Origin of the sequence: Daejeonella lutea (assembly GCF_900168015.1) — a bacterium.
Lineage (GTDB): Bacteria > Bacteroidota > Bacteroidia > Sphingobacteriales > Sphingobacteriaceae > Daejeonella > Daejeonella lutea.
On the sequence record NZ_FUYR01000003.1, the window covers coordinates 70,636 to 96,132 of the forward strand.

Annotated in this window: 18 protein-coding genes, 2 tRNA genes, 1 pseudogene and 1 riboswitch; of the genes and pseudogenes, 9 read left to right on the forward strand and 12 right to left on the reverse strand. The window is 42.4% G+C overall.

Translation table 11 applies throughout. The features are described from left to right. Window positions 1–417: 417 nt before the first annotated feature. The 5 genes from metF to murQ all read right to left on the reverse strand — a co-directional run bounded on the left by metF (window position 418) and on the right by murQ (window position 7,685). Window positions 418–1,374, reverse strand: a complete 957-nt coding sequence (metF, locus tag B5X60_RS13925; RefSeq protein ID WP_079703338.1) for a methylenetetrahydrofolate reductase [NAD(P)H] — start codon at window positions 1,372–1,374, stop codon at window positions 418–420. Then, window positions 1,374–5,045 (reverse strand): methionine synthase, encoded by a 3,672-nt coding sequence (metH, locus tag B5X60_RS13930; RefSeq protein WP_079703339.1) that lies wholly within the window; start codon window positions 5,043–5,045, stop codon window positions 1,374–1,376. Before metH ends, metF begins: the two co-directional genes overlap by 1 nt. Before the next feature lie 160 nt (window positions 5,046–5,205). Next, a riboswitch (SAM riboswitch) is annotated at window positions 5,206–5,308 on the reverse strand. A gap of 174 nt (window positions 5,309–5,482) precedes the next feature. Beyond that, entirely contained in the window at window positions 5,483–6,220 is a 738-nt protein-coding gene (locus B5X60_RS13935) for a Bax inhibitor-1/YccA family protein (RefSeq protein WP_079703340.1), read from the reverse strand. 33 nt (window positions 6,221–6,253) lie between these two features. Further along, entirely contained in the window at window positions 6,254–6,820 is a 567-nt protein-coding gene (locus B5X60_RS13940; protein WP_079703341.1) for a hypothetical protein, read from the reverse strand. Window positions 6,821–6,860: 40 nt separating this feature from the next. Continuing rightward, window positions 6,861–7,685, reverse strand: coding sequence for an N-acetylmuramic acid 6-phosphate etherase (gene murQ, locus B5X60_RS13945; protein ID WP_079703342.1), 825 nt, complete (start codon window positions 7,683–7,685; stop codon window positions 6,861–6,863). Between the two features lie 217 nt (window positions 7,686–7,902). Between murQ and B5X60_RS13950 the strand changes: the two genes are divergently transcribed. After that, complete coding sequence (locus tag B5X60_RS13950) at window positions 7,903–9,492, forward strand: S41 family peptidase (RefSeq protein ID WP_245803528.1); 1,590 nt, start codon at window positions 7,903–7,905, stop codon at window positions 9,490–9,492. A gap of 4 nt (window positions 9,493–9,496) precedes the next feature. Here the strand turns inward: B5X60_RS13950 and B5X60_RS13955 are convergent, their stop codons facing one another. The 3 genes from B5X60_RS13955 to era form a co-directional block, all read right to left on the reverse strand. Further along, on the reverse strand, window positions 9,497–9,700 hold the full coding sequence (locus B5X60_RS13955) for a hypothetical protein (protein ID WP_079703344.1): 204 nt from the start codon (window positions 9,698–9,700) through the stop codon (window positions 9,497–9,499). 22 nt (window positions 9,701–9,722) lie between these two features. Continuing rightward, window positions 9,723–11,024 (reverse strand): ribosome biogenesis GTPase Der, encoded by a 1,302-nt coding sequence (gene der / locus B5X60_RS13960; protein WP_079703570.1) that lies wholly within the window; start codon window positions 11,022–11,024, stop codon window positions 9,723–9,725. Between the two features lie 138 nt (window positions 11,025–11,162). Then, complete coding sequence (gene era, locus B5X60_RS13965; RefSeq protein ID WP_079703345.1) at window positions 11,163–12,041, reverse strand: GTPase Era; 879 nt, start codon at window positions 12,039–12,041, stop codon at window positions 11,163–11,165. Between the two features lie 108 nt (window positions 12,042–12,149). Between era and B5X60_RS13970 the strand changes: the two genes are divergently transcribed. The 4 genes and pseudogenes from B5X60_RS13970 (at window position 12,150) to nhaA (ending at window position 15,150) form a co-directional block, all read left to right on the forward strand. After that, a tRNA-Met gene (locus B5X60_RS13970) sits at window positions 12,150–12,222 on the forward strand. Between the two features lie 78 nt (window positions 12,223–12,300). Then, window positions 12,301–12,372 (forward strand) — tRNA-Glu (locus tag B5X60_RS13975). A gap of 376 nt (window positions 12,373–12,748) precedes the next feature. Further along, a complete protein-coding gene (gene cfa / locus B5X60_RS13980) occupies window positions 12,749–13,864 on the forward strand; it encodes a cyclopropane fatty acyl phospholipid synthase (protein ID WP_245803529.1) in 1,116 nt (371 codons plus the stop codon). Between the two features lie 113 nt (window positions 13,865–13,977). Beyond that, window positions 13,978–15,150 (forward strand): annotated as a pseudogene (gene nhaA / locus B5X60_RS13985) (Na+/H+ antiporter NhaA). Window positions 15,151–15,166: 16 nt separating this feature from the next. On the opposite strand, the gene B5X60_RS13990 reads toward nhaA, so the two are convergent. From B5X60_RS13990 to B5X60_RS14000, 3 genes are all read right to left on the reverse strand, one after another. Next, window positions 15,167–15,838: a DUF2490 domain-containing protein gene (locus tag B5X60_RS13990; protein WP_079703346.1), complete on the reverse strand. Its 672-nt coding sequence runs from the start codon at window positions 15,836–15,838 to the stop codon at window positions 15,167–15,169. A gap of 13 nt (window positions 15,839–15,851) precedes the next feature. Beyond that, on the reverse strand, window positions 15,852–16,424 hold the full coding sequence (locus B5X60_RS13995; RefSeq protein ID WP_079703347.1) for a hypothetical protein: 573 nt from the start codon (window positions 16,422–16,424) through the stop codon (window positions 15,852–15,854). Window positions 16,425–16,566: 142 nt separating this feature from the next. Then, a complete protein-coding gene (locus B5X60_RS14000; protein WP_079703348.1) occupies window positions 16,567–19,377 on the reverse strand; it encodes a TonB-dependent receptor in 2,811 nt (936 codons plus the stop codon). Between the two features lie 147 nt (window positions 19,378–19,524). Here B5X60_RS14000 and B5X60_RS14005 point away from each other — a divergent pair, with 147 nt between their 5' ends. Continuing rightward, complete coding sequence (locus tag B5X60_RS14005; protein WP_079703349.1) at window positions 19,525–20,091, forward strand: hypothetical protein; 567 nt, start codon at window positions 19,525–19,527, stop codon at window positions 20,089–20,091. A gap of 53 nt (window positions 20,092–20,144) precedes the next feature. On the opposite strand, the gene B5X60_RS14010 is transcribed toward B5X60_RS14005, so the two are convergent. Next, on the reverse strand, window positions 20,145–22,403 hold the full coding sequence (locus B5X60_RS14010) for a penicillin acylase family protein (RefSeq protein ID WP_079703350.1): 2,259 nt from the start codon (window positions 22,401–22,403) through the stop codon (window positions 20,145–20,147). Between the two features lie 174 nt (window positions 22,404–22,577). On the opposite strand from B5X60_RS14010, the gene B5X60_RS14015 reads away from it, so the two are divergent. From B5X60_RS14015 to B5X60_RS14025, 3 genes are all read left to right on the forward strand, one after another. Further along, window positions 22,578–22,787, forward strand: a complete 210-nt coding sequence (locus B5X60_RS14015; protein WP_079703351.1) for a hypothetical protein — start codon at window positions 22,578–22,580, stop codon at window positions 22,785–22,787. 117 nt (window positions 22,788–22,904) lie between these two features. Further along, window positions 22,905–24,764 carry a mucoidy inhibitor MuiA family protein gene (locus B5X60_RS14020; RefSeq protein WP_079703352.1) on the forward strand — a complete coding sequence of 620 codons (1,860 nt, stop codon included), beginning with the start codon at window positions 22,905–22,907 and terminating at the stop codon, window positions 24,762–24,764. Window positions 24,765–25,047: 283 nt separating this feature from the next. Then, window positions 25,048–25,356: a hypothetical protein gene (locus B5X60_RS14025; RefSeq protein ID WP_139377488.1), complete on the forward strand. Its 309-nt coding sequence runs from the start codon at window positions 25,048–25,050 to the stop codon at window positions 25,354–25,356. The last annotated feature ends 141 nt before the right edge of the window (window positions 25,357–25,497 follow it).

Below are 25,497 nucleotides of genomic sequence, written 5' to 3' on the forward strand. Positions count from 1 at the left end.
CAGTCTGTCAAGGCAATCCGTAATGATATGATTCAGCCTAAACATAGTGAAGGCGCCCTGAAGTATTTCTTTAAGGTATATGATTTCAATGCCTGATAATACAAAGCAGTTATCTTTCAATAGAATAATTTCGATATCAGCGTGCTCGATCAAGGTGCACATATGACCAAGATCAACCTTATCTATTATTTTTTTTAAATCGTTTAGGGATTGAAAGCTGAGTCTGGAGGTCTTCCCGGAGAAAGTTAGGTAAAGGCAGTTCTCAACATCTGATTGATATATCGAGCCTTTTGCTGTGACAAAAACTTCTATTAATTCAGTTGTATCGAATCGATCTCTTCCTAACATTGCTTACAAAGATCGGATTATTTAGAAGTAATCCAAATAAATTCTGCAAATATTAGGTCATTTCATCTGCTAAAAAATCGCTTCAGCTATTCGTTTAGTGGGCCCCGGATTACTCATGGTATAGAAGTGAAGAACGGGAGCACCAGCTTTCATAAGTTCTTTACATTGCTGGATCATGAATTGAATTCCAACTTCTTTTACCTCTTTCTCTGACTTGCATTTTAGAATAGCCTCACTCAGATCTTCCGGCAGGTCAATGTGGAATATTTTTGGTAGTGATATTAGTTGTTTTGAAGAAGTTATGGGTTTCAATCCAGGAATAATAGGCACATTTATTCCATTTTCACGGCACTTTTTCACGAAATCGATATATTTCGAGTTATCGAAGAACATTTGGGTTACGATAAACTCGGCTCCCATGTCAACCTTTTTTTTCAGAAAACTAAAGTCGGTCTTAAGGTTTGGCGCTTCAAAATGTTTTTCGGGGTAGCCGGCTACGCCAATGCAAAATTGGGTTTTGAAAGCAGTATCATGATCTTCGTGTAGATAAATACCATTATTCATATTTGCTACCTGTTGCAGCAAATCTGTCGCGTAAGCATGGCCGCCAGGCGTCGGTATAAAACCAGAATCGGCATGACGGGCATCACCACGAAGCACAAGGACATTATCTATTCCCAAAAACTGAAGATCGATAAGCGCGTTTTCGGTTTCTTCCTTAGTGAAACCACCGCAGATAAGATGAGGAACCGCATCAACCTTGTATTTATTCATAATGGCCGCACAGATGGCAACGGTGCCTGGACGTTTACGGTACGAAACCTTTTCAAGCAAGCCGTTATCGTGTTGTTTATAGATATAGTCTTCGCGATGATAGGTTACATCAATAAAAGGCGGATTGAATTCCATCAAAGGATCAATCGCGTCGTAAATTCCCTGGATACTTTGTCCCTTTACTGGCGGGAGGAGTTCAAAAGAAAATAGGGTTTTGCCGGCGGCATTTTGGATGTGTTCTGTGATTTTCATTAATAACTCAAATTGGGGCTTAACCACCTTTCCACATCTTCCAGCGGCATCTTTTTCCTTACCGCATATTCTTCAACCTGGTCCTTGTTAATTTTTCCAAGCCCGAAGTAACGTGACTGCGGATGGGCAAAATAAAATCCACTGACCGCTGCTGTCGGGAACATTGCGAAGCTTTCGGTAAGGTGAATTCCTGTTGTTTTTTCGGCGTCGAGAATTTCAAATAAAGTCGCTTTTTCTGTGTGGTCCGGACATGCAGGATAACCTGGGGCAGGTCGGATTCCCGCATACTTTTCTTTTATCAGTTCTTCATTTGAAAGAGTTTCATCTTTTGAGTAAGCCCAAAATTCTTTCCGCACAAGTTCATGCATCCGTTCTGCGAATGCTTCAGCTAAACGATCCGCCAGGGCTTTAACCATGATGCTGTTATAGTCGTCATAATTCTTTTCATACTCTGCGACCAATTCATCAACGCCTATTCCTGTTGTCACTGCGAAACCTCCCCAATAATCTGCAACTCCGGATTCTTTAGGTGCGACAAAATCAGAAAGCGCATAGTATGGCTCCCCAGCAGCTTTTTCAGCTTGCTGCCGAAGAGTGTGGATAGTCCTGAATACTTCTGTCCTGCTTTCGTCTGTATAAAGCTCGATGTCATCGCCTACAGAGTTTGCTGGCCAGAAACCTATTACTCCGTTTGCTTTCAAGCTTTTGCCTTTTACTAGTTTATCAAGTAGCACCCTTGCTTCGTCGTATAATTTTTTTGCCTCCACTCCGACAAACTGATCGTCAAATATCTTAGGGAAACTTCCGCGTAACTCCCAGGTATGAAAGAACGGTGTCCAGTCGATATAAGGGACTAATTCATCGAGTGAAAAGTCTTTGAAAACTCTGGTTCCGATGAATGCTGGCCTGGGTGCAATCGATCCATTGAGATCGATCTGGAATTTCTGCGCTCGAGCTTCTTCTATTGTTTTAAATCGCTTATCTGATTTTTTGCTTAGGTGAGCTTCTCGCGCTTTTGTATATTCATTATGGATCCCAGTAATATACTCCTCCTTATTTTCATCACTCATGAGGGTGCTGCATACGGTTACACTTCGTGAAGCATCAAGAACGTGAACCGTCGGCCCCGAATAATTCGGAGCAACTTTTACAGCTGCATGGATTCGGGACGTTGTTGCTCCACCAATGATCAGTGGAATATTAAACCCTTCACGCTCCATTTCCTTGGCAAAGTGAACCATCTCGTCGAGAGAAGGAGTGATCAAACCACTGAGACCAATGATATCAACTTTTTCCGCCTTTGCGGTTTCGATGATCTTTTGTGCCGGCACCATAACGCCTAGATCAATCACCTCAAAATTATTACAGGCAAGTACAACACCAACGATATTCTTGCCAATATCATGAACGTCACCCTTTACTGTTGCTAGTAATATTTTACCAGCATTTTTACGCTGATTGCTGTCAGCATTATTTAATTTCTCTTCTTCTATAAAGGGCAGTAAATAGGCAACAGCTTTTTTCATTACCCTCGCAGATTTTACAACCTGCGGCAGGAACATCTTACCCTGTCCAAACAGATCGCCGACAATACCCATACCGTCCATTAGCGGGCCTTCAATCACCTCGAGAGGCTTCGCATATTTCTGACGGGCTTCTTCCACATCATCATCCAGGTAATCTATAATTCCTTTTACAAGAGAATGCGACAAACGGGATTCAACGCTTTCTTTGCGCCACTCCTCGTCTTTCACCATTACCTTACCCTTGGTTTTAATTGTCTCAGCGAAATCAACCAGGCGTTCAGTTGCATCTGGTCGGCGATTTAATAGAACGTCTTCTACCAGTTCCAGCAAATCTTTAGGTATCTCTTCATAAACTTCAAGCATGCCCGCATTCACGATCCCCATATCCAGACCAGCTTTAATAGCGTGATAAAGAAATGCAGAGTGCATTGCCTCACGGACCGTATTGTTTCCTCTGAATGAGAATGAGATATTACTTACACCCCCACTTACTTTAGCGAGAGGTAGATTTTGTTTTATCCATCGTGTTGCCTCGATAAAGTCCACAGCATAATTATTGTGTTCTTCGAGACCGGTTGCGACAGTTAGAATGTTTGGATCGAAAATGATGTCCTGCGGCGGGAAGTTAACTTCGTTCACGAGTATATCATATGAACGCTTACAGATCTCTTTTCTTCTTTCAAGTGAGTCAGCCTGCCCGTTTTCGTCAAATGCCATCACAACCACGGCAGCACCGTATTGAGCAATTTTCCTGGCTGATTTGATAAATGCTTCTTCCCCTTCTTTCAGACTAATTGAGTTGACGATACCTTTTCCTTGAAGGCATTTCAGTCCAGCCTCAATAACCGACCATTTAGAGGAGTCGACCATGATCGGAAGTTTTGAAATGTCAGGTTCTGACGCGATTAGATTAAGGAATTTAACCATCGATGCTTCTGAATCGATCATTCCCTCGTCCATGTTTACGTCAATGATCTGTGCACCGCCCTCAACCTGCTGACGTGCAACAGAGAGTGCTTCTTCAAAATCACCGTTCAAGATCAATTTTGAAAATTTTGGTGATCCGGTAATGTTTGTACGTTCGCCAATATTCGCAAAATTGGTTTCCGGAGTCATCGTAACCGGCTCCAATCCACTTAGTCTTAAAAATGGCTCCGGCACCGGAGGAACCCTCGGTGGGAATTTCGCAGCTTTCTCAGCGATGCATTTAATATGCTCAGGTGTGGTACCGCAGCATCCGCCGACAACATTTACAAAGCCGCTGGCCATGAAATCTTCTACCAAATGAGCTGTTTCATGAGGTAGCTCATCATAGGCACCAAACTCATTTGGTAATCCTGCATTTGGATATGCCGAGATATAACATCCGGCTTTTTGAGACAACTCTTCGATGTGCGGCCGCATATCTTTAGCTCCTAAAGCGCAATTAAGCCCAATACTTAAAAGATTCGCATGGCTCAGAGAATTCAAAAACGCTTCAACGGTCTGGCCAGATAAAGTCCTTCCGCTGGCATCTGTGATAGTGCCAGAGATCATAATCTCTATTTTTTTACCGATTTCGTTTTCATAATTCTTAGCCGCAAAAAGTGCCGCTTTGGTAATTAATGTGTCAGTGATGGTCTCGAACAAAAGTACATCTGCACCCCCATCGATCAGGCCTTTTATTTGTTCGTAATAGGCGTCGACCAGTTCATCAAAAGTTACAGCACGATATCCCGGATCATTCACATCGGGCGACATAGAAGCCATTTTGGTAGTTGGGCCCAAAGCTCCGGCCACAAAACGTGGCTTATCAGGATTTTTCAAAGTGAATTCATTAGCAACTTCTTTTGCTATTCGCGCCCCTTCAAAGCTCATTTCATAAGAAAGATCTTCCATTTGATAATCAGCCATGGAGATACGCTGTGTGCTAAACGTATTTGTCTCGATTATATCTGCCCCAGCCTCCAGATATTCGGCATGGATAGCTTTTATAATATCCGGACGGGTAATATTCAAAAGGTCGTTATTACCCCGTACATCACAGGGGTGATCTTTAAATCGTTCTCCACGAAAATCCTCTTCTGTTAGCTGGTAACGCTGGATCATCGTCCCCATCGCACCATCGATTACCAGAATGCGTTTTTTTAGTTCTTCTCTTATCATGTAAGTATCAAGTATCAGGTATCAAGTATCAAGTGTCAAGTATAATGTATCAAGATCGGGCATCATAAGACATGATGAAGCGTGTCAAAGGGCAATTCGAATATGTCTTGATACTTAATACTTGTTACTTGCTGATCAAAAAGTCGGTATTATTGACCTTAACTTATCTGTTCCCGAAATATTCGGGATAGAATGTAGCACCTTGTTAGCACAGGTTGCTAAGACTTCGCAGGGTCTAATCCCTCCGTCTTTCTGAATAAGCAGTGCAAAGGTGGGTGATTTTTTGCTGAAAAGCAAATTTGGCTATCTGTTACCAGCTTTCAGTTGCCAGGCTGGATGCATAGGCAAGTGCCCAATATAGTTATTCGGTACTTATTAAGCTTTAACAGCGTTTAGAAATCCACTTTGCCTGGCAACAGGTAACGGGTAACTTGCAACTACTTCCTTCCTCCAAACAACCTCAACAACATAATAAACAAATTAATAAAGTCAAGGTACAAGGTCAATGCACCCATAATTACCATTTTGTTTGCCGAAGCGTCGCCGTATTCAATTCCGGCAGCAATTCGTTTCAGTCGCTGCATGTCGTAAGCAGTGAGGCCGATGAAAAGAGCTACACCGATGAAGCTGATTATATAATCAAGTTGGCTACTGCCTAAAAAGAAGTTCACAAGGCTCGCAACAATGATACCCACCAGGGCCATCATAAGAATTGAACCGAATTTAGTTAAATCCGTGTTGGTAGTGTAACCCGCAATGGCCATTACAGCAAATAGAACTGATGCAGAAATAAAGCAGCCCAAAACCGATGCAGACGTATATACCAAAAGAATATAACTTAAGCTGATACCTGTGGCAGCTGAATAGAGCACGAACACCAGGGCCAATACGGGGAATGACAATCTGTTTAATCCAAACGACATCAGCAGCACGAACGCCAATGGGGCGAACATCGCAATTGTTCCTAGTCCGGTTCTACTTCCAGTTGCGGGATCAATAAGTAATCTTAACAAGCCTGCATCTGTCGAAAAGAAATATGCAAAGCCGGCTGAAAGTCCCAGTGCAATAAACATCCAAAGGAAAACATTTGGAAGAAAGTTCCTGGACGTGATTGTACCACCGCGTTGTACTAATGGATTTTGATCGAATTCAAATGCGTTTCTTACTTCTGGCATAACAATGTTTTTTATAAAATTAGTGAAATTTTATTAGTTCAGACGTCTTCCTAATTCCAGCTCAACATTTTTGAAAAGCTGTAAAGGCTTTAGGTTCCTCCAATTCATATCATCGAGGTTGCCGCCAAAATTAATGTAGTAGTCAATGTTATTGCGCTTAAATTCACTGATTACATGCTCTCGAAAGTTGATTCCAGCTATCCAGCCTTCGTCCGCATCCTGGAACCACTCCTCATAATAGCAATCATCGGAGGAATGAAAATTTAGAACATTCTCACCAATCAGGATGAATTTGTTGATGCCGTCTGTTACCATGAGATCGAGAATTTCCCGCTTAAGCGTCATGATATCATTGTGGAGGGCGTCATTCCATTCACCGATAAATTCGATGACAGCATAACCCCGGTCATAATCAGCATAAAGTACTTTAAGATAAAGTGTTTGAGAACCAAAGAAATCCCATTGCGGATGAATTAGATAATTGTAGATCTGCTTGTCGAATTCAAATTCACTGTACTTTGTATCAAAGAATGGTGAACGAGGGTCTTCGGAAGCTACATAATCATCGCGCCATCGGTAATATGGTTCTATTTCATGCATTGGCTTTTTTATTTCTGAACGGAGAATTGTTCAATTAATTTTATGCCAGATCCATGTTATTTTTTGGTGCATTATCAATGGCTTTGCGAACGCTGCCGTATTTATCCAACAGCTTTTGGGCTGATTCCTGATCTAAATTAGTGGACTGCATAACCATATTCACAGCACGACCTACGAGCTTATTATTAGTCATTTGCATATCAACCATTTTATTGCCCTTCACTCGTCCCAGGCGGATCATAGTTGCAGTACTGATCATATTCAAAACCAACTTTTGTGCTGTGCCCGATTTCATACGGGTTGATCCTGTAACAAACTCAGGCCCAACGACAACTTCAATTGGGTATTTTGCTTCTTTAGCTATCGCACTGTGCTCATTACAAACGATACACGCGGTTTCCAAACCGTTTTCATTGGCCTTGCGCAGGCCACCGATCACATATGGTGTTGTTCCTGATGCAGCTATCCCAACTACCACATCTTTATTATTTATTTCATACGTTAACAAGTCCTTCCAGGCTTGTTCCATGTCGTCTTCAGCATTTTCTACGGCTTTACGGATGGCCTTATCTCCACCAGCAATAATTCCGATCACCATATCAAAGGGTACTCCGTAAGTTGGAGGGCATTCGGAGGCATCGAGTACTCCCAGTCTGCCACTGGTTCCGGCACCGATGTAAAACAAACGGCCTCCATTACTGATCTTTTCCACGATCACAGTAACTACTTTTTCAATTGCAGGTATTACTTTTTCAACAGCATATGGTACAGTAGTATCTTCCTTATTAATGCCGTGCAACAATTCTGCAACCGACATTTTTTCAAGATCATTATAATTTGAGTCCGCCTCCGTAGTTCGTTTCATTTTTTAAGTTTGATGCCGCTAAAATCGGAATATTATCCAATAGCTTAAAATATTAATCAACTAATATACATTCCTGCTATTTATCCACCCAAAAAAGGTAAAAAATGCTATATTTTGTAATTTTATATAACAAAGATAGTGTTAAACGTACATTAAGCGACTAACTTTACGTTCTGATTCTGGGATTACATTAATGGGCTCTTTTACGAGGAAAAATTTGTCAGTTGCCGCAGGTTACGCGGCGGTGTTAGTTGCTGGTTTACTCCTGGGGCCCAGGATAACTTCGTATGATGGCAGTCCCCGCAAAAAATCACTGCTCGGATTTGAACTTGGCGATCGATCTGACAAGGTAGAAGAAGTTCTTCAGATTATAAATGAAAACTATGTAGACTCTGTTACGATAGATACAGTCCAGAACATGGCTATCCAGGAGATTCTGAAACATCTCGATCCTCATTCAGCATATTTAGCCCCGTCAGAAGCCCAATCTTTAACCGAGGACCTGGAAGGTAATTTCGATGGAATTGGGATCGAATACTACATTTTAAACGATACCTTACTGGTGACATCCGTTAGCCCGGGAGGTCCGGCGTCAAAAGCTGGACTAAAACATGGTGACAAAATTCTTTCCATCAACAAACATCAGGTTTCCGGGATAAAGATTACCCCTAAAAAGATAGTGGAACAGATCAGGGGAAAAAAAGGAACTCCTGTTGAGATTCTGGTTAAAAGGGATACTACAAAGAGAAACTTCAGTGTATTAAGGCAACGGATAGTAGTTAGTAGCATCGATGCCGCTTATATGTTGAACGAACAGAATGGTTACATTAAGATCAGCAAGTTTGGGGCACATACTGACGAGGATTTCGCAGCACAGCTCCAAAGGCTTCAGAAACTGGGAATGAAGAATCTCGTTCTTGATCTCCGCGACAACGGCGGCGGGTATCTTAGCGCAGCTACGGGCCTTGCAGATGAATTTCTTAAGAATAATGAGCTGATTGTTTATACGGAGGGACTGCATGAACCCCGGACAGACTATTTCGCCAGTTCAAAAGGAAATTTTGAGCAGGGCAAGCTCGTCGTGCTGATTGATGAGAACACAGCATCCGCCAGTGAAATAGTGGCCGGCGCAATACAGGACCTAGAACGTGGAACTATTATCGGCCGTCGATCATTTGGTAAGGGCTTGGTTCAGGAGCAGTTTGATTTTGGAGATGGCTCAGCGTTGAATCTGACGATTGCACGCTACTATACGGCATCGGGGAGGTCCATTCAAAAATCCTATAAGAAGGGCAATGAGGCTTATTACGGCGAGGTAGGCAATCGCTATAAGAACGGGGAACTGGTATCCGACGGTAAAAATTTGAGTGATACTTTGTTTGACAAAAAGAAAACATTTACGACAAAATCGGGCAAAGTTCTTTATGGGGGCGGTGGAATAATGCCGGATATTTATGTGCCGGTGGACACTAGTGGTTTCACTAACGTATATTATGCCCTCGGCACTAAAGGCATACTGAATGATCTAGTGTTCAATCACCTGGTTAAAGCTAATCCTAAATATAACTCTTCGGAAGAAATCGTAAAAAGCTTTAGACTTGGCGATCAGGAAATAAAAAAAATTGTTCAACTGGCTGCTGCCAAAAAAATAAAAATCACTGAGAAGCAGGTGGAAATATCTCGTAAGGAAATAGAGACACAGATTAAGGCTTTATTTGCCCGCTACTATTTCGGCGACGAGGGGTATTATAAAGCTTTAAACTCCGGCGACCAGGCCATTGCCCGCTCGCTCGAAGTTTTAAAATAGTTTGTTACTTTATTGAATCTACAACAACGGTGTCAAGGCCGGATGAATCTGCAGATAAGGTATCAGCAGCCATCGCAGCGTTTAAGATCGAATCAGCTTCAGCTGCCTGCGCAATCGAATCCTGAGTTTCTTTTTCTTTTTTATCAACGCTGTTACACGCTGTAGCAACTAGAACCGCTGCAAATAATGTAAAGATCAACTTTTTCATATTTATCTGTTTTTAGTGAATATTATTTCTGTCTGAAATAGATCTGAATTGGAACTCCGGTGAAATCAAAATTCTCCCTGAGTTTGTTTTCAATGAAGCGTTTATAAGGCTCTTTAATGTATTGTGGTAAATTACAAAAAAATGCAAACATAGGGGAGGACCCATTTATCTGGGTCACATATTTAATCTTCACATACTTACCTTTGACAGCTGGCGGAGGATAGTTTTCAATGATGGGCAGCATCACGTCATTCAGTTTCGAGGTTGGAATCTTCTTTAATTTATTCTCGTAAACTTTTGAAGCTGCCTCTAGGGATTTGTAAATCCTCTGTTTTTCAACAACCGAAGTGAATACAATTGGTACATCAGTAAAGGGTGCTATTTTATCCCGAATGGTATCCTCAAATACACCTGTAGTTTTAGTGTTTTTTTCGATTAGGTCCCATTTATTTACCAGGATGACCACACCTTTCTTATTCTTTTCGGCGAGGTGAAAAATATTAATGTCTTGTGATTCAATTCCTTCAACAGCGTCGATCATCAGAATAATTACATCCGCCTCTTCGAGTGCCTTGATGGTACGCATCACCGAATAAAACTCTATATTCTCTTTTACTTTTGTCTTTTTACGTAATCCAGCCGTATCAATAAGCATAAACTCATGTCCATATTGATTGTAATGGATGTGGATGGAATCACGGGTAGTGCCGGCAATCGGTGTAACAATATTTCTTTCTTTGCCTATAAGGGCGTTTATAAGGGAAGATTTTCCAACATTAGGTCGGCCAACAATCGCATATTTTGGAAGCTGGTTTTCGTCTTCCGGCTCGTCTTCAAAATGTTTAATCACTTCATCTAACAACTCTCCAGTACCTGAACCTGACATGGCCGAGAGAGAATAGATCTCACCAAGTCCTAAGCTGTAGAAAATGCTTGCATCATTCAGCCGTTGATTATTATCAACTTTGTTTACAACCACAAAAACGGGTTTATTGCTACGGCGCAGCAGTTTGGCAATATCGTCATCAAGATCAGTAACTCCTGTAACCACATCAACCATGAAAAGAATCACTGTGGCTTCCTCAATGGCAATTACAACCTGTTCGCGGATTGCAGCCTCAAACACATCGTCAGAGTGCGCTACGTAGCCGCCGGTATCAATTACCGTAAAGTTTTTGTCTGTCCACTCAGCAGTGCCGTAATGCCTGTCACGGGTGACACCACTGTAATCATCAACTATCGCTTTGCGCGTTTCAGTCAGTCGGTTATATAATGTCGACTTTCCTACATTGGGACGGCCTACTATTGCTACTATGTTGCTCATTATTTTTGATTCAGGATTCAAGAGCCAGGATTCAAGACAAATCAAAGTCGTAAATCAAAGGCTCTTAAACCTAATATGATATATTTTTATCTTAGAGCCCCAAGGCTTGATTCTTGGTTACTGGCTCTTGTTTTATTTTCAGTCTTCGTATCCGAAACTTTTCAGATAATTCTTCCTGTTCCGCCAATCCGGAATAACTTTTACGAACATCTCCAGGAAGACTTTCTTTTGAAGGAATTCTTCCATGTCTTTGCGGGCGTAAGTTCCTACTCTCTTTAACATTTCCCCGGCCTTACCGATAATGATATTTTTCTGTGAGTCACGCTCAACGATTATTTCAGAGCTTATGCGAACAATTTTAGGTTCATCCTTGAAAGCGGTGATAATGACCTCGGTGCTATATGGAATTTCTTTTTCATAAAGCTTAAACACTTTTTCACGGATGATCTCCGACACGAAGAAGCGCTCATTGCGATCGGTTAGTGTGTCTTTGTCATAGTATGCCGGATGTTCAGGGAGATTATCCATGATAAACTGCATAACAGCAGGGACGTTATGATCATGCAAAGCCGACACTGCAAATACCGCTTTAGGCTTTAATGTTTCTTCCCAATACGCTACCTTTTCCTTTACCAGATCCTCCTGTGATTTGTCGATCTTGTTGATTACCACTGCAATAGGTGAAGTAGTTTTCGCCAATTTTTCCAACACATCATTTTCATCGTATTTTTCATTGATGTCGGTGACAAAAAGAATAATATCGGCGTCAACCAGCGAACCATTGACAAAGCTCATCATGGATTCCTGCATTCCGTACACAGGCTTGATGATTCCCGGAGTGTCCGAAAATACGATCTGATAATCATCTTCATTTACGATGCCCAGAATTCGGTGTCGAGTAGTTTGTGCCTTAGGAGTTACTATGGATAGTTTTTCACCAACCAAAGAATTCATCAGCGTGGATTTTCCAACGTTCGGCTTTCCGACAAGACTAACAAATCCGGCTTTATGAGACATGTAAAATTTATTTTGAAATTTATTTGGACTGCAAAGAAACGAAATATATCTTTGCAGTCCAATTTAAAAGCAACACAGAGACGTTCTTTAAGCTTAAAATTGTCACAGTGCGGGATGGAGCAGTTGGTAGCTCGTCGGGCTCATAACCCGAAGGTCGTCAGTTCGAGTCTGGCTCCCGCTACCTAAGAAGAGACGAAAGTTTCTTCTTTAATTTTCGAGCATACGTAATACGAATGACGTAAAACGTACAACTCACAATGGCCCGTTCGTCTAGGGGTGAGGACGCCAGATTTTCATTCTGGAAACAGGGGTTCGATTCCCCTACGGGCTACTAAACCCACTTTACTTCAGTAGAGTGGGTTTTGTGCTTTAGGAGCATTTTATTCAAATTGCCGGGCTGGCTTAAGAAATTCTATATTTTATTATTCATCAAAAGAATTGCCGAAATATAACGTCACGGCCGATAACAACCGCAAGGTTTATCTCTAATGTTATTCAATTAGAATCCTAACCCCCCCCCGCGAAACCCCGAACCAATTGAGGAAAGACCGCACCTCCAGTTACCGCGCCGCTGGTGATTTTTCTCACTCTACTTATTCTAAATCTCACATAAAAAATAAACTATTAACAAAGCGGTGCTAACATTTAACAATGAGTTAAAAAAATTCCCTGATTTTTTTATTTTTGGTATCTAGACCAAAACGACATTGATATCACTCCCGAAAATTTTCGCTGACGCCTTTCTTACTGTAGGGGTTACTGTAAATGGCAACAAACCCTGGGATATCCAGGTGCATAATCCCAAATTGTATGACCGGATCATAAGCCAAGGCCCATTGGGCTTCGGAGAGGCGTACATGGATGGCTGGTGGGACGTTGAAGCATTGGATGAATTCTTCTTCCGAGTGCTCTATCATCGACTCGATAAAAAATTACCAAGGGACTTTAGAACACTCTTTTACTTCCTAAGATCTAAGTTTAAGAACCTGCAAACGAAGGACCGTGCCAAAGAAGTTGCGCATAAACACTATGATATTGGCAACGAGCTTTTTGAGAAAATGCTTGACAAAAGGATGATGTATTCTTGTGCATATTGGGAAAAAGCAACAAACCTGGACGATGCGCAGGAAGCTAAGCTCGACCTTATTTGCCGCAAACTTAAGCTAGAGAAGGGTATGCGCCTGCTAGAAATTGGTTGTGGCTGGGGAACGTTTGCAAAATATGCAGCGGAAAATTACGGAGTTTCTGTTGTGGGGCTAACTATTTCAGAGCAACAAGCAGTCCTTGCCAGAGAAATTAACAAAGATCTTCCCGTGGAAATCCGTGTACAGGACTACCGTGACGTCCACGGGCAATTCGAGAGAGTCGTTTGTATCGGCATGTTAGAGCATGTTGGTTATAGGAATTTTCGACAGTATATGGAAGTTGCTGAACGGAATTTAACCCAAGACGGCATTTTTTTAATACACACAATAGGAGGCAACTACGATGCGAAGACTACAGACCCTTGGATAGATAAATATATTTTTCCAAAGGGAATGCTGCCCTCTGCCAGCCAGCTTTCAAAAGCCTGGCAAGGCCTTTTTGTCCTCGAAGACTGGCAGAATTTTGGACCGTATTACGAACCTACGTTGCTAGCATGGCTTAAAAATTTCGAAAATAGTTGGGATAGTATTAAAGAAAATTACGACGAAACATTTTACAGAATGTGGCGGTATTATTTAAATGCCAGCGCTGCCTCGTTCCGTGCGAGGAAAAATCATCTTTGGCATATCGTGTTGACAAAGCCCATGCATGTTGGACTTTACGAATCGATTCGCTAAGTAACTTTGGAATACTCAGAAGATGTTTGATAATCTGATTGTAGCCTAAAAAACTTCAATAGCGAAATATTTTTCCGAGACATGCAGCGACATCAATAGTTCGTAACTCATTTGTGCCTGTTATAAAATTTAATTCATTTAAGGATTTTTTTAATTCCAAAACGGCTGGTGGAGTTGTATTACTCTGCTGCGTTGTCATTAGCGTGGCTATTGCGAATTCAACCGGCGGTGAAACCTATTCTCATTTATTAGCCACCGAAATCGGTGTAAATACTGGGAAAATCGTTTTACGCTATCCTGTTCTTCTTTGGATTAATGATGGCCTAATGGCCATTTTCTTCTTGCTGGTAGGTTTGGAAATAAAGCTGGAGCTTGTGGAAGGCGAGCTCTCTTCGCCAAAGCAAGCAGCACTTCCGGTATTTGCGGCTATTGGGGGAATGATTGTTCCCGCCCTGATCTTCGGACTTTTTAATAATACACCCACTTCAGGTGGCTGGGGTATACCGATGGCAACCGGCATTGCCTTTGCAATTGCTATACTTTCACTGCTGGCCGATCGCGTTCCCCTGGCGCTCAAGATATTTTCAACAGCACTGGCTATTGTTGACGATCTGGGGGCAATAGTCGTCATCGCTGTTTTCTATTCTACGGATATTCATTATGATTAACTGGTCTATGCAGCAGGTGTATTAATATTTCTCATCGCGCTTAACAGGCTTAAGGTTATGAGCTTTATGTTTTATTTACTTCCGGGTTTATTGCTGTGGTATTTTATTCATCACTCAGGGATTCATGCGACAATAGCTGGAGTACTTACAGCCCTTACCATACCAACAACTCCCGATGACACAGAATCGCCCTTAGAAAAGCTCGAATATGCACTAACGCGCCCTGTGAGTTTTTTCATAATTCCTCTTTTTGCACTGGCTAACACCAATATCAAGCTGGAATCAGGAATGATTGAGGGCTTATTCAGTAATTTGGGACTAGGAATTTTATGGGGACTGCTTTTGGTAAGCCTTTGGGTATCCCTAAACATGTCATGGGTATCAGTTAAGCTAGGCTTTAGTGTTCTCCCTAAAAATACCAGATGGGCACAAATTGGTGCTTTGGGGATATTAGGTGGCATTGGCTTTACTATGTCAATCTTTATCGCAATGCTTTCTATTAGCGATGCAGCTTTCCAAACCGAAGCGAAATTTGCTATTCTCGTGAGTTCTATTCTTGCCGGTACTTTAGGTTTTATTTTGTTGAAGCTCCTCCCACAATCCAGTGAAAGCAAGTAACCCCCTATTCACCCAACTAGAAGCTGTGATAAAAGCCTACATTCAGGAACAACTTGTGAACCGGAAGCGGGTCTAACACTTTTTCCAGCCTATAATCAATTCCGGTTTCTATTTGATCTCTGTCAGAAAAATTATAACCGAGTGAAGCCAGCCCGCGAATTTCTAAATTGGCTTCTGCTTTCTGAAGGATACCCAGGTATTCATTGTTTAGCTTGAGATAAAATTCTTTTGCATCAACTTCCTGCCCGTTTAATGCTTTTTCCCAGCTAAGCCGATAACGCAATCTGAATTGCATTGACTTATCTTTTTCTAAAGTTTGGTCTGTCCTGAAGCGATGTGCCAATCTTGAACCCACTAATTTCTGTGTAATTGAATATTGCTGGATAAAGCGATGGGTAAATGAACGCTTTGACCGCCTGATCAAGTAGCCAGCTCCCAGTGCGTCCTGACCGGCAAGTTTTTTTGTAGCTACGAACTCCAGATCCAGCCGCTCGAACTGTCTCTGGTTCATATCGTCGGGATAAGGATTTTGCAAGAAAACCTGTCTGCCTTCGGTCTTTGCATTCACTTTCCAGCTATCACTAATTTTAAAATCTGTATTGATCTGTGGGATTAATCCGATCTGATTTTGTGCGGAACCCAGAACTGATATGCTGAGAAAAAAAACAATAAACAGGAAGAATCTCATGAAATATCAGGATTTAATAAATCAAGTTGTGACTATTCCTCTCAATTATGGTTGATGTGCGGATCACCTTTCCGTTTTCGTCCATTAAGAATTCATAATATCCTGTCTGGCGGTTTTTCGTGCCTCTAACTGTAATTTCATAATTGATCACATGCTTTCCCGGTGCAGGTTCTTGTCTAATTAATGAGGAAAGAACTTTTGAATCAGCGAGCCATTGGACCTGCGTTTTTTGGATCCGGTACTTAGAAAAATTTAAATCCAGTTGTGTCGCTATAGCTTTTCTGGTAGTTTCTGGCAGATTATTAAAGCTGACTACCACCTCCACATCTTGTAAATCGCCGGCAGTATTAAATTTGACGCTGTAAAGATTACCGCCCTGCTTTCCCTTTGCCTCAATTGCCTTACCACTCAAGTTGTCTTCACCATACCATTTTATTTTGCCAGTCCCGAAACTACTCCGAACAAAATCAAGGGCTTTTGAAGGGACTTCCGACTGTTTTATACGATACTCTCGCTCAAGCTTTTCTTGAGCAAATGCAGAGGTAACCGTAAAAAACAGGAACAGTAAAATTAATTGCGTTTTCATAATATCAGTTCAGCTTAATCCTAAATCGAGGATGGGGCGAATCTGACAAAGGTATTTCTTTTAGTTGTACGCGGGCCAAACCCTTCAGTATTGATACATCCGGGCAGATCGGAACAGGCTCCGCCCGGCGTAATTTAATACGTCAACCTACAGTATTCCTCGGATTAGACCTACCCTGAGTCGGGCCAGCTTTATTTATTCTAAAATTTAACATCATATAGAAATATCTTGTCATGCTGTTGAAGCGAATATCTTCGATTCGGCTGGCATTAATCGTTCTGTCAATATTGGTGTTTTGGTTTAGTATATCAAAACCCCTGAGAGATAAGGTGATTCTTCTTTTCATCATATACTGTTCAATTCCGGAATTGAGCAGGAACATATTGTTATTAAAGCCATCTGCCCGGCCTGCGGTTCCGTTATATTGAAGTTCAGAAGTAATTCGCGTATTTTTTATAAATTCCCAACTTAGGCTGGTGTTATTATAAAAGCTGAAATATTTATTATCAATGGCTGCCGGTTGTGAATTGTTAACCATGCTGTACTGAACACTAAAATAAACCCCGGCATTAAGCTTTCCATCAATATCATAATTGAAGCTGGCATTAGGGCCTACGTTGTAACGATCGGTTATGTTTTTTGCTAAGTTTATGAAAGACGATGTATGTGAAGCGAAAAGATTAAGCCCGTATCCCATTCTCAGGTTTTTCACTCCTGTTGGTTTCCCAAAATAAGTTCCGGTATTAATGTAATAATTCCCGTCGACGTTTACAGGTTGTACGTTTTGAACACCATCCTGGTAGCGTACGCTGTTTCCGAAATCATCCAGGGCGTAGTTGATCAGGAAATACCCATTCCAGTATTTGTTATTATCTGCACTGAAGGTATTGAAATTTATCGCCATGCGATGATTTTTCCGAGCCTCAAGCTCAGGGTTCCCAATACGCTGGTATAGTGGATTTGTGTTGTTCTGAACCGGCTGCAGATCATTAGAAGACGGAAGATTTACGGAAGAGTTATAATTTAACTGAATGGTGTGATTTGCCTTATTCTTGAAGCTGATATTTAAACGTGGGAGAAAATTGTAATATGTTTTTTCCAGTTGGTTGATGGTACTGCCGCCACTGTTAAACGCCGCTACGTTCAGCCCAGTTTCCTGTAATGCAAATCCGAAATTATAAGTCCACTGTGCTCCTGTATTGATAAAGCCGAATCTCGCTGCATGCAGCCAGTTCATATTGTCTGTGCGGTTGGAAAGGGCCGGAACTATGGTTTCATACCGACCGGTAATCGTATTATATTCGTAGGTGAGTTGCTGTGCATCTACGGTGCCGCGATTATATCCATAGCCAGCATTGGTGCTCCAAGCCTTGTTTAGTTGGCGATTGTAAGTCAGGCCGACTGTATAGGTTTTAGAATCATTGTCCTGCCCGGCCTGCTGATCAAGCCTCGTAACTTCCGATGCCCCGTTGGGGTATGTATTGATCAATGAACGATTTATCCAGTCCGCATTATACGTGTTTTGTGTGCCGTTTAGACGGAGAGCGACAGAGCCTTTTTTTATTCGACGTAAAACAGAGAACTCGCCAAAAAGCGAGGGTGTAGCATTTCGCTGATCAAAAAATTGGGTGCCATCGTTGCTCCTGCCTGTACCATCAAATGCTGAGTTGAATGAACGGTTATAGATGTTACGAGTATAGTTAAGGATAATATTAGGGCGGAAAATAATATCTGTGAGCGAGTCAGGATGATATTCTGCACGAAGGTTAAACCGGTGAGCCTCGTTATCGGAATTCCGGTTGGTGCTTTCGGCAGTTCGCAGTACGTCCGTTTGATTGATATCCTGAATATTTGAAAGCCTGTCGCCGATACCCTGAGAGAAATTCGTAAAATAGCTGCTGCTGATAGCGAGTTTATTGTTCTTACCCCAGCTATTGCTATAGTTTATGCCCCCGCTGTGCGTTGTCACTTCTCCAATAGCTGTATTATCAAAAACTCCCGACCCGCTGATCGTAGTGCGACCATTGTTAACGTTTATTGAAAAGCTTCCCCCGGCTGGTGGCGAAAAAATATTCCCCACATTACCGCCTGAAAAGCTGTTCAGGTCGTCATATTGATAACTGGAGTTGCTGATATTGTTACTCATGCCAAGTACTGCAAACTGAAGATTTTTATTGAAGTGGTTTGCGCTCAGATAACCGTTATATCTTTCAGTTGTACCTCCGAAAGCATTCGCATTTCCAAACCAGCCCCTTTTCTTATCCTCTTTTATTGTTAGATTCAGAACTTTTTCACGCTGACCATCGTCGATTCCCGTTGCTTTCGCTTCCAGTGTTTTGCTGTCCACAACCTGTACTTTAGCTATCGCATCAGCCGGAAGGTTCTTGGTTGCGGTTTTAGGATCACTGCCAAAAAAATCTTTACCATCTACCGTGAGGCGGGTCACTTTTTGCCCCTGTACCAGGATGTTTCCATCCCGATCAATTTCAACTCCAGGTAGTTTCTTCAACAATTCTTCTACCACAGCATTAGGCTGGGTTTTGAAGGAGTCCGCATTATATTCAATGGTGTCTTTTTTGACTTTGACGGCAAGCTGTTCACCAGTTACTACAACCTCTTTTAGTGATAGAGCGTCTTCCTCTAGTTTGAAAACTCCCAGATTAATACTGCCCGAAGTCACTTCAACTGGTTTAATGAGTGTCTTATAGCCCAGGAAAGATATTCGGAGCAGATATTTGCCTTGAGCCGGGCTCTTCAGGTCAAATTCTCCCCTGGCGTTTGTCAATGCTCCGGTGCGGCTGCTGGAATCAGCCTGTTGTGTGAGTAAAATGGCCGCATAGGCTATAGGTTCGTTATTAGTAGCGGAAACAACTTGTCCACTGAGTTGCAAGTCTTGTGCAAATAATTGCGCCGATATCAGGCAGGTAAAAATTAAAACGATAGTCTTTTTCATGTTTCTTTTCGAAGGATTAGCTGCCTTCGCTTAAAAAGACTCATCACAAATTCAAATGTGACAGTTGTAGAAATATTTTTTTTGACTCTTCAGTGAAATCAGGTTTACAGATTGAATCCTTGGCTTTATTCTTGCTTTGTGGACGCCATGAAAAGGTTATTAACGGCTTTTGTTTTTCTATTTTTTATTTCATGCAATCAGACTCAGGAACCTCCTGAGGTTAAGTCAGCAGATTCAATTGTTGCTCCTGTTCCAAAATCTATCGAACAGGTTCCCGCTACGAAAGAAGACCCAATAGAATTTATCAGGGAAAAAGTGGAAAAAATAAATACCATGAAACTTGAGAAAAAGCACTTTGAATTCGTTTGCGATGTGAAGATGATGGTTGATTACTTTTATGTGGATGGTAAAATTGTAAAGATCGCTGTTGACTTCGGCACTCTTGGTGATTCGTATGCCAGGGAAGGCTATTACTATGACTCCGGGAAATTGATCTTTAATTATGAATTTGTGGAAGGCGGTCCGGCTTGCGAAGGGTGCATAAAGACCGACGAATATCGCTCCTATATTCTCGATGATAAAGTCATAAAATATCTTAAGAACAAAAGCGAAGCTAGCTGCAGAAAATGCGATTTTTCTCTATCATCAAGACAATACAAATTGCTTCAGGCAAGAACAGCGGAAGAAATTAAGGCTATTTTGTGCCCTCAATAACTTCTAATCTCCATTCTCAATTTTCAACTCTCCACTCTCAATTCTCATTTAAATTACTCCTGCCCAGGCCGATACTCTTTAATCACCCCTTTCTTAATATCTTCCTCGGTAAAGGCAACCTTTTTCATTTGTTTATTGGCGTACAGTTCCAACTGATCAGCAAAGTATGGAGAGCCATCTTTATTGCTTTCTCCATAGGTCAGAACGGAATATGCGCGCGGTGTTTTTCCGAATTCAACAGCGATAACCCAGCCGTCACCACCGCGGGTTTCACGCTTCATTTTATCAGTTTTATGGGGGATAAACCAAAGTACGCTGAACGTACCAAGTTCACCAGTGGCACCGCTGATCGGAATATCTTTACCGGCGATTCGTGCACGGTTCACATCGCCCCATGCCAGGTCCCAACTCCCATACCTTTTCTTAGCTGTCTCAACGGCTTTTATAAAGGCTTCCACAGCGCGGCTTTCACTAGCTAGTCCTTTCGGAGTTGTTGCTGGATAAGCGGGTGTCCAGACCTCTGCGAATAATGCATTGCCCGGGGCGGGAAAGCCAACGGATGCCGCAGTGCCAGGCACACGTTTGCCACCGTTTGAAAGCTCAACGTAATGCTCCCACCAGATTTCGAAAAGTACACCGCCCTTGCTTTCGCGGTTTACGGTATTATCCCAGTCTTCCATCTGCTTCAATGCGTCTGCAATTTCGCCTGTGGGCGAGGATTTTTTTACAGCAGCAATCAGATCTGCTTTCACGCGTTCCGCCAGAAGCATGCGCTGGCTATACTTCAGCTTTACTACGTCCTCGAGTGAGAATTTTTTCTTGTTGGCGATCATGTCTAAAGCATGCTGACTGCGAAGCCTGAGAATTGGCTGCGAGAAATGCGGTGGGAACTTCGACGCATCTATTACCTCGTTCAGGTTGGTATAGTGGAACGGATCGTTCTCATTATGCAGATAGCCACCCTTCGGATTGAGCAATTGCGGGAGCTTATCGAAGGGAATGATATTTCGCCAGACCTGGTCGCTGCGTGTAACAGCTATAGCGCTGGTGTCTCCGCCTGAAGGATGCGGCAAGTCAGGTGTCATCGCATTCCAAACATAGTAGATATTACCATCAGCATCGGCATAGGTGAAATTGGAGCTGGTCTTCGCTTGGATCCTCATAGCCTCCTTGTACTCCGCAAGGTTGCGGGCTTTCATCATCATTAAAAATTGTTCTCCCAGCCGATATTCGCCATTACCTGCGTCGCGGATGACATATATCTTCCCATTTTCGCGATGGAACACTGGGCCGAATGGCGTAAAGAGAAATTCACGGGTTTCTTCACCAGAACCTTCACCATTCTTGAATTTGACACTTACTCGTTTCTTTTCGATTGGCAAGGATGTACCATCAATCAGGAAATGATCTGGCAGTGTGGGAGAAACCTGGAATGAATAGATCTCATCGCTGTCGGGATCATTATTAGTCGTTGAAAAGCCTAAGCGCTCGTTATATCCGCCAATGGTGATCAGAGGTCCCCCGATGCGGAAATCGCCGTAAAAATTCAGGATCCCGGGCACTTCAAGTTGCGCTTCGTAATAACCTGCGTTCCAGGCAAGATGCGGGTTACGAAGTAAAATGGCTCTGCCGGAAGTTGTGCGGCTTGGCGCTAACGCAAATGCATTAGAACCCTCGTCCGGGTGAGGAGCTTCCTCTTTTTCAGCCAATCTAGCCCAGACTGTACTGCCTTCTAAAACCTGCATTCCGACTTCTTCGGTAAGGGTACGACTGTTTGCATTCTGGCGTTGTAGAGTCCGCATAAACCCTTGCACAGATCCGCCGGTAACACCTCCTATACTCTGGGCATGAACGTCATAACCAGTAAAATTCGGTTTTATCCACTCCGGAAACTCGCTTTTATGACGTTCAATATATCTGTTCATCCCCGCCGCAAAGCCAATAAGTACATCCTGGGTTTCTTTTCTTAACAGAGAGAATGTTTCAACCGCCCGGCTATATCGCAATTTGTTGGAAGCATCCCGGTCGAGGCTCTGCGCTCGTTCCTGCGCATTCATATCATGAAATTGGCTCCACTCGCCGCGTGCCCTTACCATACCATCAACAACGCCCCGGCCATAATCTTCCAGCTGGACATATCCTAAGCCAAATCCTGCCGCCTGCATATTCTCCGCTTTAATATGTGGTACGCCATAGGCCGTACGCCTGATTACAACCTGATCAGCAAGATCCTGCGCGGTAAGCCCCAGACTTGGTAATTGGATAAGGAGTAATAGCCCTGCCAGGCCCAAATAGTAGGAAGGTGATTTCATATTTTTTAGTGATTCGGTTTAACAGTTTGCCCCATTCTCTTAATCTCAATCCTAATTTAGAAACTAAATGTCGATCGTTTAGTCTTTTTCCATTCCATCAATTATATTACACGGAAATCGTATTCAAAAGCATATTCAGACCAACTTTAAGACCGTTAAATCCGTATATTAATTATGGCACGCTTAGAAAAGTTAATTTCAGAAAGAGCAAAGGCCTATCATAGAATAGACGCTCTATACATTCTGCTCAGCACGATGGATGCTGATTCTCCGCAATATACGGAACATCGCAGTGAAATTGCTGCGTTGAAACTTCAGGTAGTTAAACTGCAAAGGCAAATTGTAATATCAAGAATGAAAAAGGCTGAACATTTTTTCAGCTAGAGATTTCATGTTTGCTTCTCAACATGCTATTTAATTAGTTCGATTCCAAGGTAAAGGCAAGTTATAGTGCAAAAAATAATGTAACTTCCTTGGTCAATTTACCTAATCGAAATTCCCATGATTCGTCACATAGTTCTGTTGCTGTTAATATCAGTTTTTACCGCAGTTAGTTACAGCCAGGAGAGAAAGATACCATCCGAATCAAAAATAGAACGTGTAATTGTTTTTCTTCAGGGTGCTCAGGTCGAGCGTGCAGCCACCTTGTCAATTCCGTCAGGGATCTCAATTATCGAATTCGGGGGATTATCACCTGATATCGACGAACAAAGCATTCAGGTTAAGGGCACTGGAAATTTCACCATTCTTTCGGTTAACAGACAAAACAACTTTCTGAATGAGCAGAAATATAATGAAGAGATAAAAGTACTCGAAGATAAGATAGCTAATCTAAGGACTGAGATTGAGAGGGAGGAAGCTGAACTGATGATCCTGGGAAAAGAGCAGGAAATCCTGGCGGCCAATCAGAGTATTGGTAATGGCGGGGCTGGCCTCGATTTGAATAAACTTAAACTAGCGCTGGAATTTCATAAGCAGCGCCTGACAGAAAACAGGGCTAACCAAATAAAAACACAGAAAACCCTTGATCAGCTGCGGGTTCAGCTTTCGGCGGTACAGCAGCAGGCTAGTGAACTTCGGGCTAAAGGTAGAAGCAATACAAGTGATATCGCGGTGAAGGTTGATAGTAAAATAGCTTCCATTGGAAGCTTTAAAATTACTTATCTCGTAAAAAATGCAAGCTGGTATCCTTCTTATGACTTGCGTGCTACCGATGTGAATAAACCGATTGACTTAATATACCGCGCAAATATCACACAACGCAGCGGTGAAGAGTGGAACAATGTTAAGCTTGTCCTTTCTTCGGGGGACCCATCACGAGGGGGAAATAAACCTGTTTTGAAGCCTTACCGTGTAGGGTATAATGTTTTTGATCAGGGTGCTGCTTCAGCAATCACCAGTGTTCAGGGAAGGGTTGTTGCTGCTTCCGGGAATCTGAGTTTACCTGGTGTTATTGTCCGGGTAAAAGGCAGTTCAATTGCTACAACCACCAACCAACAGGGCGCCTATTCGATCCAGATACCTTCGCCCGGTTCAGTTCTTGTATTTTCTTTGATCGGTTATGAAAATGCGGAACGGCCGGTAACAAGCAGTCTCATGAATGTAAGCCTTAATGAATCAGTTCAAATGTTGAGTGAGGTAGTAACTACTGGTTATAGTAGCAGCGTTTCCGGGAAAGTTGCAGGCGTCGCCATACGTGGGAATTCAAGTATGTCAAGCACAATCCCTTTAGAGGTAGACGTTTTACAGGGTCAAACAACAGTTCAGTTCGACGTGGCTCAGCCCTATTCAATTTCAAGTGATGGCAAACAGTTAACGGTTCAACTCTCGAGTAATACCCTCAATGCTGATTATAAGTATTTCGCAGTCCCCAAATTAAGCGAGAATGCGTATCTGACGGCGGCTATCACAGGCATTAACGACCTTAGTTTAATGAGCGGCGAGGCAAATATATTTTTTGAAGGCGCATTTTTGGGCAAGACCCTTCTAAACGTACAGAATACCAGCGATACATTATCTATTTCTTTAGGCGTAGACAGAAACATTATCGTCAAGCGGGTTAGACAAAAAGAAGAAAATGAGAAGTCTTTTACCGGAGCTACTCAGCGTGCCACTCGTTCATTCCTGTATTCTGTTCTTAATCGAAAAACAGCGCCGGTAAATGTCACGGTAGAAGACCAGCTACCTATATCTAACAGTAGCGAAGTTACTGTGGAGAGGCAAGAACTATCAAATGCAAAGGTTGATGAGCCTACTGGTACCCTGTCCTGGGACCTTCAGCTTCAGCCCAACGAAAAGAAGGAGTTCCAGATGAGATATCAGGTCAGGTACCCGAGGAATAAGCCCGTGCGGCTTGAATGATAAATAACATGCACGCAAAACAACGGCATAAGTAGGTCGACACAAAAGGAAGGATACATTTGCCTGGAAGCTGAAGGTGCTGAGATTGAATGTCGTAATTTCCAACTTATCGCGCTAGCTTCCGGCGTAACGTCAGCAGAACAGACTGCTGCATTGCTGCCGTAGTAAATCTTTCCGATATTTTTCTTGATAAGCCACCAACCCTGTGGTACAGGCTTTGCAATAAATCATTAGCTATTTAACTGATAGTGATTACTTAATGATTCATCTAAACATCAAAGCCATGTTTGATATATATCTTACAGAAACCGGCCACAGTGGTTTGTTTTCAGCTAAAACAGTACATACAACAGTGGGAAGCCTTTCTTTCCGTTATAGTGGCCCTCACAGCCTGGTGGTCGTCTCACTTGACGTTGAGCCAAGCCTGAATTTAAGGCCTATTGCCTACGAACTGCTTGACTCCCTGCATAGGTATGCGTTTGATAATGATTGCTCAATCAATTTTCGTTGTCCTAAAGCAAAGGCAATCAATGACCAGCAAATTGCACAGGAATTAATGCAACTGTCTCTACTTCAGGCAGTGGCAGCATAATCAGCTTGGATTTTATCCACATAACGCAAGTTGTTAACATTAAGTTGCCGATTAGCATAATGCGCCTCCGTTTTTAAATCATAACGGAATCCAACGACCGACACACTGTATTTTGGCCGGCAAGCTCATAGAATAGGCCAC

Bases quoted from the DNA above. Each gene is read 5' to 3' on its own strand.
- metF (WP_079703338.1), bottom strand. From the start codon at position 1,374: ATGAAAATCACAGAACACATCCAAAATGCCGCCGGCAAAACCCTATTT.
- metH (WP_079703339.1), bottom strand. From the start codon at position 5,045: ATGATAAGAGAAGAACTAAAAAAACGCATTCTGGTAATCGATGGTGCG.
- B5X60_RS13935 (WP_079703340.1), bottom strand. From the start codon at position 6,220: ATGCCAGAAGTAAGAAACGCATTTGAATTCGATCAAAATCCATTAGTA.
- B5X60_RS13940 (WP_079703341.1), bottom strand. From the start codon at position 6,820: ATGCATGAAATAGAACCATATTACCGATGGCGCGATGATTATGTAGCT.
- murQ (WP_079703342.1), bottom strand. From the start codon at position 7,685: ATGAAACGAACTACGGAGGCGGACTCAAATTATAATGATCTTGAAAAA.
- B5X60_RS13955 (WP_079703344.1), bottom strand. From the start codon at position 9,700: ATGAAAAAGTTGATCTTTACATTATTTGCAGCGGTTCTAGTTGCTACA.
- der (WP_079703570.1), bottom strand. From the start codon at position 11,024: ATGAGCAACATAGTAGCAATAGTAGGCCGTCCCAATGTAGGAAAGTCG.
- era (WP_079703345.1), bottom strand. From the start codon at position 12,041: ATGTCTCATAAAGCCGGATTTGTTAGTCTTGTCGGAAAGCCGAACGTT.
- B5X60_RS13990 (WP_079703346.1), bottom strand. From the start codon at position 15,838: ATGAGATTCTTCCTGTTTATTGTTTTTTTTCTCAGCATATCAGTTCTG.
- B5X60_RS13995 (WP_079703347.1), bottom strand. From the start codon at position 16,424: ATGAAAACGCAATTAATTTTACTGTTCCTGTTTTTTACGGTTACCTCT.
- B5X60_RS14000 (WP_079703348.1), bottom strand. From the start codon at position 19,377: ATGAAAAAGACTATCGTTTTAATTTTTACCTGCCTGATATCGGCGCAA.
- B5X60_RS14005 (WP_079703349.1), top strand. From the start codon at position 19,525: ATGAAAAGGTTATTAACGGCTTTTGTTTTTCTATTTTTTATTTCATGC.
- B5X60_RS14010 (WP_079703350.1), bottom strand. From the start codon at position 22,403: ATGAAATCACCTTCCTACTATTTGGGCCTGGCAGGGCTATTACTCCTT.
- B5X60_RS14015 (WP_079703351.1), top strand. From the start codon at position 22,578: ATGGCACGCTTAGAAAAGTTAATTTCAGAAAGAGCAAAGGCCTATCAT.
- B5X60_RS14020 (WP_079703352.1), top strand. From the start codon at position 22,905: ATGATTCGTCACATAGTTCTGTTGCTGTTAATATCAGTTTTTACCGCA.
- B5X60_RS14025 (WP_139377488.1), top strand. From the start codon at position 25,048: ATGTTTGATATATATCTTACAGAAACCGGCCACAGTGGTTTGTTTTCA.